Origin of the sequence: Mesorhizobium sp. M1409 (assembly GCF_040317535.1) — a bacterium.
GTDB lineage: Bacteria > Pseudomonadota > Alphaproteobacteria > Rhizobiales > Rhizobiaceae > Mesorhizobium.
The window spans coordinates 247087-256528 of record NZ_JAMYKV010000002.1 but is presented as its reverse complement, the minus strand read 5'-3'; the positions used below and the strand labels follow the sequence as shown (position 1 = coordinate 256528).

Here is a 9442-nt window from a genome sequence, read left to right as displayed (position 1 = left end):
GCCGCCCGCGGGAGGTTACCATGGCATCCGTTCCCTTCGATCAACTGGAAGGCTTCATCTGGATGAACGGCGAATTCGTCCAATGGGGTGACGCCAAGATCCATGTGCTGACCCATGGTCTGCATTACGCCAGCGCCGTCTTCGAGGGCGAGCGCGCCTATGGCGGCGAGATATTCAAGCTCAACGAACACACCGAGCGCCTGCATGACTCAGCGCGCCTGCTCGGCTTCAAGATTCCCTATTCGGTGGCCGAGCTCAACGACGCCTCCACCACGCTTCTGAAGAAGCAGGGTTTCCAGGACGCCTATGTCCGGCCGATCGCCTGGCGCGGCAGCGAACAGATGGGCGTTTCGGCACAGAACAACCGCATCAACTGCGCCATCGCCATCTGGCAGTGGCCGAGCTATTTCGATCCGGCGCAGAAGCTGAAAGGCATCCGTCTCGACGTGGCGGAATGGCGGCGGCCCGACCCGCGCACCGCCCCGTCCAAATCGAAGGCCGCCGGCCTCTACATGATCTGCACCATGTCCAAGCACGCCGCCGAGGCCAAGGGCTATGCCGACGCCATGATGCTCGACTGGCGCGGCCAGGTCGCGGAAGCGACCGGCGCCAACATCTTCTTCGTCAAGGACGGCAAGATCCACACGCCCATGCCAGACTGCTTCCTCGACGGCATCACCCGCCGCACGGTCATTGGGTTGGCCAAGGATCGCGGTCTGGAGGTGATCGAACGCGCAATCCTGCCGGAAGAGCTGGAAGGCTTCCAGCAGTGCTTCCTGACCGGCACCGCAGCGGAAGTAACGCCGGTGTCGGAGATCGGACCTTACCGATTCGAGGTCGGTGAAATCGCCAAGAACCTTATGGATGACTATTCTGCCGCCGTTCAACCCAAGCACGCGATCGCCGCGGAATAACGATAGTCACAGCTTTTTTAGCAAGCAGGGGCGGTTTTAGCGCCGCCCCTTTTATTTAAGCATTCTTGCATTTGACTTTCGTCCAATTCGGCGTCTCATGATGCTGTCGGCCCGGGAGGCTGGCAGTTATGGAGGGACTAATCATATGGACATGAACACGCTTCTTCCGATCATCGTACAGGTGATTACAGGTATCATCGGTGGTCAGGCGGTCGGTGCGGCGCTCAAGACGGCGGCGATGGGTCAGCTTCCCAAAATCCTGGGCGGAGCCATTGGCGGCGTCGGCGGCGCGGCGATCCTCGGCAGCCTGCTTGGTGGCGGCGCGGTTGATCCGGCGGCTGCGGCAGCGGCAACGAGCGGTCTCGGCAGCGCGCTGAACCTGCAGAATATCATCGGCGGCGCCGGCGGCGGCGCGATCCTGACCGGCATTCTCGGCGCGGTCATGGGCGCGATGAAGAAGTAAGCAGGGGCCATTCGGTCTTCAAATGGGCGGCTTCGGCCGCCCATTTCCGTTTTGGGGCTACTGACTGTTCGCCCTTCGGGGGGTGGACGCCCTTTACCAGCGTCTCTAAATCACGGCTGGCATAGCGAAAGGACGATTATGGGTCAGCTCAATGCCGGCATCGTGCCGGTCACACCGTTCCAGCAGAATTGCACCATCCTGTTCGACATGGATGACAAGCACGGTGTGGTCATCGATCCGGGCGGTGACATCGACAAGGTGCTGGCGGCGCTGAAGGACAATTCGGTATCAGCCGATGCGATCTGGATAACGCATGGCCATATCGACCATGCCGGCGGCGCCATGGAGCTAAAGGAAGCGCTCGGCGTCGAGATCATCGGCCCGCATGAGGCCGATAAGTCGCTGCTCGACAATCTGGAAAACCAAGGCAGGCGCTACGGCATTGCCGGCGCGCGCAACTGCGTGCCCGACCGGTTCCTGACCGAAGGCGAGACCGTCTCGTTCGGCTCGCATGTGTTCGAGGTGTTGCACTGCCCCGGCCATGCGCCCGGCCATGTCGTCTACTACAACCGCGCGGCCAAGTTCGCCCATGTCGGCGATGTGCTGTTTCGCGGCTCGGTCGGCCGCACCGACCTGCCGGGCGGCGACCATGCGGCGCTGATCGCCTCGATCAAGGACAAGCTCCTGCCGCTCGGCGACGACATCGGCTTCATCTGCGGCCACGGTCCCGGTGGACGTTTTGGCGAGGAGCGGCGGACCAATCCTTTCCTCGTTTAGGGCGTGCCGATATCACCGGTCCCAAATCCTGCGATGCTCCAAACAAAAAAGCGCTGGCCTTGCGGTCAGCGCTTTTTGTTTTGGGGCAGGGAAGCCTCAGTTGGCGGTGCAGAAATGCTGTTCGCCGTCATTGCCGGTGAACGTGCCGGTACGGGAATTGAAGGTGCGGTAGCGGTCCGAGCAGTATTCGTACCAGTCACGCGTCCACGGCTCGGCATAACGATCGGCGTAGACAACCCTCGGCTCCGCATAGTAGCGGCGGACCGGGGCCGGGCGCACCACTACGTCACGATCGTAGTAACCGTCATCGTAGTAGCGGTCAGCGTAGGGCGGGGGCCGGTCATTGGCCAACGCGCCACCGATCAGTGCGCCGGCCGCGAGGCCGAGGACGCCGGCGGCGATCGCATCGCCATTGCCGTGATGGCCGTGACGGCGCCAGTCACGCGCATCGGCTGCGGGCAAGGTCGCGAGCGTGGTGGCGGCCACGGCAGCGGCCAGGACGGCGGTTTTGAAAATTCGGTTCATCTTGGTCTCCTTCGTGCCGGCCCGTGCAGTTTCGGGGGATGCGGTCCGGCTTTACCAAAGACTAATATGCGACCGTGGCTGAACGGGGGCTGAACGGATTTTGACGTGTTTATTCAAAAAAGACGTCAAAAATCACACGCTCTCAAGGGGCGAAACTGCCCGCCCACAGCCTGAAGCCGGCTCAGCCGACCGACAGGTTGACGGCCTTCGGTCCCTTGCCACGCTTGTCCGGCTCGGTGTCGAATGACACTTTCTGCCCATCCTCGAGACCGGGAAGACCGGACGCCTGCACGGCTGAAATATGGACGAAAACATCCTTCGCGCCATCATCGGGCGTGATGAAGCCGAAGCCCTTGGCATGGTTGAAGAATTTGACGGTGCCGGTCTGCGGCATGGGAAGCTCCTTTGTCCCATAAACTCCAGTCTCGGGCCGGCAAATGCCCGAGAGGAAATTTGTCCTTTATTTTAGCGTCATCGGCAAGAGAAAGTTTTACGGGCAGTCAAAGGGCGTCGCGGCGATCTTCGGGTCCTTGTTTTCATGCCTGTCGTTCCCCCAAACAGGCCACTTTTGGGCGACATGCATTGGTCCGCGTCTTCGGCACGAAAAAGGCACGACGAAGATCGCCGCGCCTTTCAAAATTCAGATCCCTCTCCAAGCCAGGTTCAGGCGTTGGAGCCTCCGTCGCGCGTCAGAGGACGTCCCGATAGCTCAGGCCGCGCGGAGATTGACAGCCTTGGGGCCTTTGCCCATGCGGTCCGGCTCGACGTCGAAGGTGACCTTCTGGCCATCGACGAGCGTGCGCAGGCCCGAAGCCTCGATGGCGGAAATATGGACGAACACATCCTTGGCGCCGCCATCGGGCGTGATGAAACCGAAGCCTTTGGTCGCGTTGAAGAATTTAACGGTGCCGGTCTGGGCCATTGGGGAAACTCCTTCACCCGTTCAGTCTTTGGTGGTTCTGCCCGCCGCCTGGCGCAAAGGGCAGTTCCTGGTGGTTGCTTCGGCAGTCATGCATTGGCGCATGGTCAAAACCCCCCGCCGAAAACGGGGCCGTCAGAGATTCACAGTATCGGGGAAAGGTCGTCCAAAACGTTCCGCTCTCCGGGTCGCAAATGCCCGAACACGGAATTTATCGCACGGAAACGTGATGGTTGCAAGATAGCGCCGCGGGCCGCCGCATTGGCGCATCCCGACGCATGGATCGACTGACCTGAGCATCGATCGGCTCGGCATAGGCTTGCTTGCCGGCCGGGTCATCGGCCAGAGCCGGGCCACGAATGGGCCAGATGTCGAGATGGCCGAGGAGGCTGATGCCGACCACGGCCGAGGCACCGTTTCCGGCTGAAAGGGCTGCAAACGGGGGTTGCAATTGGCAAGGGATTGGCGAGGATCGGCAACCGGGACGCGATCGTGGGAGATCATCATGAAATTTCTGGCGGCAATCTTTTCGCGGCAGGGTTTTGTCATCCTGTTGCTGTCGGCAATTCTTGCCGCCTGCGCCGTCGTCGTCGATGAAGGACCGGGGCCGCGTCCGCGTCAGCCACGGCCAGAACCGCAATATTGCAGCAAGCAGTACGAGCCGGTCTGTGCCCGGCGCGGCGGTGACCGCCAGACCTTCGCCAATGCCTGCCTTGCCGACCGGGCCGGCTATCGCATCGTGCGCGATGGTCCGTGCCGCGACGGCGGTGGCGGTGGCGAAGAGCAGACGTTCTGCACCCGTGAATACGCTCCCGTGTGCGCTCGTCGGAACGGCGAGATGCGGACTTTCCCCAACGCTTGCGAGGCCCGCGCCGCCGACTATCGCATCGTTGACGACGGGCCGTGCTGAGGGGCAGGGCGTATCTTGCCTTTACACCTTTTTGTGGGAGAAAGTGGCCGAGCAAGCTCGGTGCCGCCCGGCAATTCACCGATTGGGCGAGTCGGGAGTCTCGCCGGCTCTTCGGGCCCCCGCAAGGGAGAACCGAGGCGTTCGGTCATATTTCCGTCGGATAGGCTCCATCAGCCGGGCCGGCATAAAGCTCGCTGCCATTGTCGTCGGAAATGCGCAGGCGATCGGGGATTTGCGGCATGGCCAGCGTGTGGAACAGCGCGGTGGCACCCTGCAGCGCGGCGCGCAGGTTCGGCGCTTCCAGCGACACCTTGTCGAGCGTGGCTTCGTCGGCGTCGCGCGACCGATAGAACTCGATGAAGAAGTTCAAGCAAGCCTCCGTGGCAGAGCGTTGCGCGGGCCTGTTATGTCAGTCCGTCGCCTCACATAGGGCGACGGAGAGGGCGCACGAGGCGCCCTGGATGTCAGCTCAGCCCTTCGGCTTTGGCTTCAGGCTGCTCTCGGCCTGCTTGACCGACGAACCGAATGGGGAGGCGGGCTTGGCCACGACCTTGTCCTTCTTCGGCTTGCGCACTTCGCGGTTGCTTCGCTGTTGACCCTTGGACATGGTGTGCTCCTGCTGCGTGTTGGCTTGGCTTTGCGGTGGGGATCTCAGACGGTGACAACCGGGCTGTCGGCAACAACCGGATCGGCCGGTTCGAGATTGTCTTCGGTGGTGACCCGCTCATGGGTCTCCTGCTCACTGCGGATGCGGTATTGCGGCGAGCCGTCCTTGACCGGCAGCCGGCTCTTGATCTGGAACAGTTCGGCGGTCTTCTGGACCAGGCCGGTGCGGCTCTTCATCCGCACGGTCTGACCAATCGCAAACTGGTGCGCGGGCGTGTCGGTGCGCGGGCGCGCATTCTGCTGGAAACGGATCATGCTGCATTCTCCCTGTCGCGCTTCAGCGCTGTTTCGAGTTCGAGGTAATCGATGGCGACAAGCTGGCTGGTGGGCGGGTTTTTCACTGCCCTTGCCGGCAGATGGATGAAAGTGGCGATACGGCGCCAGGCAAGCCGTGACATGCCCTCGATCAGCTCTTCGTCGTGATCGATGTCGTAATCGCCGGCCGGCAGCTGCCCTTCCAGTCCGCCGAGCACGAAAGGTGCCGCGAAATGCGCGATGGAGTGTGTGGTGCGGTCCGGCATTGTCTTAACCTATGCAAAGCAGCGATGCTGAAAGCAAAAAAGCGGGGACGTGCCCCGCTTTCCTATTTCCGGCAGTCGCTGGAAATAAGCCGCTTTCGAGAGCTGCCAGTACATCCGTGGTCAGCGTTCATCGAATTCGGCCGGATCAGATCAATTGCAAATTGGCGGCCGACTCGCGGCCCTTGGTGTCACGCTCCAACTCGAACCGCAGCTTCTGGCCTTCGGCGAGGCCGGGAAAGCCGGCGCGCTCCAGCGCGCTCACATGGACGAAAACGTCCTTGCCGCCATCGGTCGGCTGAATGAAGCCAAAGCCCTTCTGGCCATTGTAGAACTTCACGGTTCCGGTGTTCATGTGGGTCTTTCGAAAAAATGAGACATGGCCGCAGAGCGAATAGGCGCGCCCGGTATCGATGATTGGAATGAGATTGGCGGGTCGAGAACTTCTGACGCCGCGAGATGCCAATTCTGGCCCAAAGCGATCCTGTCTATATAGGCTAATGGGGCTGATTGTTCAAGAAGATTCCTGAAAACCTCGGACGGCGGCAAAAAAATAGATCGCTGTAATTATTTAAAAAATTCTGATATGGATCGGCGACTTTCAAAAAAATGCTTAAATTTACGCTGGGCCGATTGTCCCAGAACTTGCATTTTATTTATTCACGGAAGGAAAAATCATGGTTTCTGTCAGAACCCCGAGAGGCACGACCGTAGCGACGATCATCAAGCCAACCATCATACACGCCGGTGCCGCTGGCCCGACCGGTAAGCCGCTGATCGTCAAGTCGGCGCGGCTGACCATCAGAAGCGATGAGGCGGCAAGGCGAACGATCGCCGATACCGATGGCACCGTGAGGCGGGCCAGACAGGTCGCCGAGACCAACCGCCTGATCTGACCTTCGCCGTTGATGGCAAGGGCGAGATACCAAGCGACGCCTTGAACCCGCCGCGCCGATGGCCTAGACCGCCACAGGCGGACAAAACACGGCAGGTTTCCCATCAACAGAGATCAGAGACGAGCGGCGGGCGCGGGAGCCAGATCTGGCGCTGGGGGTCAGCCACCGCTGGGGCTCGACCAGCGTGTGCAGCAGGCGCTGCAGCTGCATCAGGCCGGACGCCGGCAAGAGGCCGAGGCGATCTACCGGCAGGTGCTGGCGCAAAAGGCCAATCACGCCGCCGCGGCGCATTTCCTGGGGCTGCTGCTGCACCAGACCGGGCGCGGCGCCGAAGGGCTGGACCTGATCGAACAGTCGGTGCGCCTGCAGAGCGGCAATCCGGATTTTCAAAACAATCTCGGTACGGTGCTGCGCGACCTCGGCCAAGTCGCTGCCGCCGTCGACTGCTTCCGCAAGGCGGTGACGCTGCGGCCCGATCAGTTGGCGGCGCGCGACAATCTCGGTTCGTCGCTGAAGCAGCTCGGCCAGTTCGAGGGTGCCGAGGAGATCTATCGCGGCACGGTCGGGCGCAATCCCTTCCATGTCCGCGCCCGCATCGGTCTTGCCGAAACGCTGCAGGAAGCGGGACGCCTGGACGAGGCGCTTGCCGTCTTCCGCGAAGCGCTGGCGATCCGGCCTAAGGATGCCGACCTGCTGCATGGGCTCGGCGTCGGGCTGATGGAAAGGGGCAAGCTCGATGAAGCAGCCGACCTGTTCCGGCAGGCGCTGGCGGTCGATCCCGGCATGGCGAGAGCCTGGCTGATGCTGACGCAGGTCAAGCGCCAGAAGGAGCGCGACAGCGAACTCGCCAGCATGGAGGCTCAGCATGCCAAGACGCCGCAGGACAGCCTGGCGCGCATGCAGTTGTCCTTCGGTCTCGGCAAGGCCAATGACGATCTGAAGGATTATGGCCGGGCCTTCGACTATTTCGCCGAAGGCAATGCGATCCGCCGCAAGGGGATCGACTACGATGCGGCCAAGACGCGGGCCGAGTTCGAGGCGATGACGGCAACCTTCGACGCCGGCTTCTTCGAGAAACACAAGCCCAGCTCAATCAGCGACGACACGCCGATCTTCGTCGTCGGCATGCCGCGCTCGGGCACGACGCTGGTCGAGCAGATCATCGCCAGCCATCCCCAGGTCTACGGCGCCGGCGAGCTCAGCATCCTGAAGACGGCGGTCGGTAAGCAGTTTCCCCTGACCATGAAGGGCGGCTTTCCCGCAGGGATCGCCGATATGCCCGACAAGGCTTTCGCCGAGGCCGGCGAGGCCTATCTCGACATGCTGCACGCCCGCTATCCCGGCTTCAAGCGTGTCACCGACAAGATGCCTGGCAACTTCCTGCTGATCGGCTTCCTGCATCTGATGCTGCCGAAGGCCAAGATCGTCCATTGCGCGCGCGATGCGGCCGCCACCTGCCTGTCGATCTACAAGGTGCATTTCCGTGGCGATAGCCATCGCTATGGCTACGATCTCGGCGAACTCGCCGATTTCCACAATCTCTACACCGACATCATGGCGCATTGGCACACCGTGCTGCCCGGCGTCGTGCATGATGTACGCTACGAGGATTTCGTCGCCGACCAGGAAGGCCAGACGCGGGCGCTGATCGCTCATCTCGGCCTGCCTTGGGACGATGCGGCGCTGTCCTTCCACGAGACCGACCGGCCGGTGCGCACCGCATCCGCCGCGCAGGTACGCCAGCCGATGTATCAGGGCTCGGTCGATCTGTGGAAGCGCTATGGCGACCTGCTGAAGCCGCTGCTAGACAAGCTGGATTAGCGGCCTGGTTACAGTTTAGCCGAAGTCCCCAAGCTTCGTCATCCACGGGCGGAGCAGGCGCGCCTACAGCTCCATGAAGGGCTGGAAGCCACCGACGATCATGCGCTTCATATCGAACGGCATCGGCCCCCAATCGGGTGTCAAGCGCGGGTCTGCCATCACCTTGGCCATGACGGCATCGCGGCTCTCCCGCGATTCATAGACGGCCCAGGAGAAGACGACGATCTCGTCGTCCTTGGCCTGCACGGCGCGCGGGAACGAAGTGACCTCGCCATAGGGCACGTCGTCGCCGATACATTCGACATAGGCGAGCGCGCCATGTTCCCTCCATATAGGGCCCGCGAGGTTGGCCAGCCTCTTGTAGTCCTCGAGATTTGCCTTGGGCACGGCAAGCACGAAGCCATCGACATATGACATTTTGGGTCTCCTCCTGGAAGTTCACAGGGCCTCACCGACGCCAGCCGGTGAGGGGCTTCGCCATTGGCGGCAGATCAGGCTTTCTTCACCGGCGCGTTCATTGCCCACTCGACGCCGAACGGGTCGCGCATATTGCCCCACTGGTCACCCCAGAACATGACCTGGAGCGGCACGGCGACTTCGCAGCCGGCATCGACGGCGCGTTTCCACCAGGCGTCTATGTCGTCGCTGCCGAGGTGAAGCTGCATGGTGTAGCCTTGCGGCTTGACGGCGGGCATCCCGTTTTCGGGATAGAAATCGGAGAGCATCAACGTCGAGCCGTTGATGTGGAGGTGAATGTGCATGGTGCGGCCTTTTTCGTCCGCCGGATAGGCAAAGACCTGCTCGGCGCCGAAGGCCTTCTTATAGAATTCGGCGGCCTTGAAGGCGCCGTCCAGTTGCAGATAAGGGGTCAATCCGCCGAGCACCTTGGCCGCGGGCTGAACGGGGGTCTGATCAGTCATGTCTTGCTCCTCTTCGCGTTTGGCTTGGCCTTGCGGACCGTAGGACGCTTGAGGTGACGGCGATCCTACATGGCCTCGAATTTTTTTCGGACAAACTGGGCGACCGGCGGGCT

The 9442-nt window shown here is 61.9% G+C and carries 16 protein-coding genes; 6 read left to right on the top strand and 10 right to left on the bottom strand.

Features of this window, described 5'->3' with window-relative positions; all coding sequences use genetic code 11:
* The first annotated feature begins 20 nt into the window (after nucleotides 1-20).
* From NKG99_RS02780 to NKG99_RS02770, 3 genes are all read left to right on the top strand, one after another.
* Nucleotides 21-914: a branched-chain amino acid aminotransferase gene (locus NKG99_RS02780; RefSeq protein WP_352863899.1), complete on the top strand. Its 894-nt coding sequence runs from the start codon at nucleotides 21-23 to the stop codon at nucleotides 912-914.
* A gap of 145 nt (nucleotides 915-1059) precedes the next feature.
* On the top strand, nucleotides 1060-1377 hold the full coding sequence (locus NKG99_RS02775; protein ID WP_352863897.1) for a hypothetical protein: 318 nt from the start codon (nucleotides 1060-1062) through the stop codon (nucleotides 1375-1377).
* Between the two features lie 138 nt (nucleotides 1378-1515).
* Nucleotides 1516-2154: an MBL fold metallo-hydrolase gene (locus tag NKG99_RS02770; protein WP_352863895.1), complete on the top strand. Its 639-nt coding sequence runs from the start codon at nucleotides 1516-1518 to the stop codon at nucleotides 2152-2154.
* A 96-nt stretch (nucleotides 2155-2250) separates the two neighbouring features.
* Here the strand turns inward: NKG99_RS02770 and NKG99_RS02765 are convergent, their stop codons facing one another.
* From NKG99_RS02765 to NKG99_RS02755, 3 genes are all read right to left on the bottom strand, one after another.
* Entirely contained in the window at nucleotides 2251-2679 is a 429-nt protein-coding gene (locus NKG99_RS02765) for a BA14K family protein (protein ID WP_352863893.1), read from the bottom strand.
* A 181-nt stretch (nucleotides 2680-2860) separates the two neighbouring features.
* On the bottom strand, nucleotides 2861-3073 hold the full coding sequence (locus tag NKG99_RS02760) for a cold-shock protein (RefSeq protein ID WP_013530020.1): 213 nt from the start codon (nucleotides 3071-3073) through the stop codon (nucleotides 2861-2863).
* A 315-nt stretch (nucleotides 3074-3388) separates the two neighbouring features.
* Nucleotides 3389-3601 (bottom strand): cold-shock protein, encoded by a 213-nt coding sequence (locus NKG99_RS02755; protein WP_006202520.1) that lies wholly within the window; start codon nucleotides 3599-3601, stop codon nucleotides 3389-3391.
* Between the two features lie 502 nt (nucleotides 3602-4103).
* Between NKG99_RS02755 and NKG99_RS02750 the strand changes: the two genes are divergently transcribed.
* Nucleotides 4104-4508, top strand: coding sequence for a Kazal-type serine protease inhibitor family protein (locus tag NKG99_RS02750; protein ID WP_352863890.1), 405 nt, complete (start codon nucleotides 4104-4106; stop codon nucleotides 4506-4508).
* A 145-nt stretch (nucleotides 4509-4653) separates the two neighbouring features.
* Here NKG99_RS02750 and NKG99_RS02745 read toward each other — a convergent pair whose 3' ends face one another.
* From NKG99_RS02745 to NKG99_RS02725, 5 genes are all read right to left on the bottom strand, one after another.
* A complete protein-coding gene (locus tag NKG99_RS02745) occupies nucleotides 4654-4878 on the bottom strand; it encodes a hypothetical protein (protein ID WP_352863888.1) in 225 nt (74 codons plus the stop codon).
* Between the two features lie 99 nt (nucleotides 4879-4977).
* Nucleotides 4978-5115 (bottom strand): hypothetical protein, encoded by a 138-nt coding sequence (locus tag NKG99_RS02740; protein WP_352863886.1) that lies wholly within the window; start codon nucleotides 5113-5115, stop codon nucleotides 4978-4980.
* 44 nt (nucleotides 5116-5159) lie between these two features.
* Nucleotides 5160-5429, bottom strand: a complete 270-nt coding sequence (locus NKG99_RS02735; RefSeq protein WP_127265761.1) for a hypothetical protein — start codon at nucleotides 5427-5429, stop codon at nucleotides 5160-5162.
* Nucleotides 5426-5695 (bottom strand): hypothetical protein, encoded by a 270-nt coding sequence (locus NKG99_RS02730; protein WP_352863883.1) that lies wholly within the window; start codon nucleotides 5693-5695, stop codon nucleotides 5426-5428. Before NKG99_RS02730 ends, NKG99_RS02735 begins: the two co-directional genes overlap by 4 nt.
* A gap of 145 nt (nucleotides 5696-5840) precedes the next feature.
* Complete coding sequence (locus NKG99_RS02725; protein WP_352863882.1) at nucleotides 5841-6047, bottom strand: cold-shock protein; 207 nt, start codon at nucleotides 6045-6047, stop codon at nucleotides 5841-5843.
* A gap of 322 nt (nucleotides 6048-6369) precedes the next feature.
* Here NKG99_RS02725 and NKG99_RS02720 point away from each other — a divergent pair, with 322 nt between their 5' ends.
* Both NKG99_RS02720 and NKG99_RS02715 read left to right on the top strand, forming a co-directional pair.
* Nucleotides 6370-6588 carry a hypothetical protein gene (locus NKG99_RS02720; protein WP_352863880.1) on the top strand — a complete coding sequence of 73 codons (219 nt, stop codon included), beginning with the start codon at nucleotides 6370-6372 and terminating at the stop codon, nucleotides 6586-6588.
* 186 nt (nucleotides 6589-6774) lie between these two features.
* Nucleotides 6775-8409 (top strand): tetratricopeptide repeat-containing sulfotransferase family protein, encoded by a 1635-nt coding sequence (locus NKG99_RS02715; RefSeq protein ID WP_352863878.1) that lies wholly within the window; start codon nucleotides 6775-6777, stop codon nucleotides 8407-8409.
* Between the two features lie 63 nt (nucleotides 8410-8472).
* Here NKG99_RS02715 and NKG99_RS02710 read toward each other — a convergent pair whose 3' ends face one another.
* Nucleotides 8473-8826: a DUF1428 domain-containing protein gene (locus NKG99_RS02710; RefSeq protein WP_352863876.1), complete on the bottom strand. Its 354-nt coding sequence runs from the start codon at nucleotides 8824-8826 to the stop codon at nucleotides 8473-8475.
* A gap of 74 nt (nucleotides 8827-8900) precedes the next feature.
* Nucleotides 8901-9329 (bottom strand): VOC family protein, encoded by a 429-nt coding sequence (locus NKG99_RS02705; protein ID WP_352863874.1) that lies wholly within the window; start codon nucleotides 9327-9329, stop codon nucleotides 8901-8903.
* Nucleotides 9330-9442: the final 113 nt, after the last annotated feature.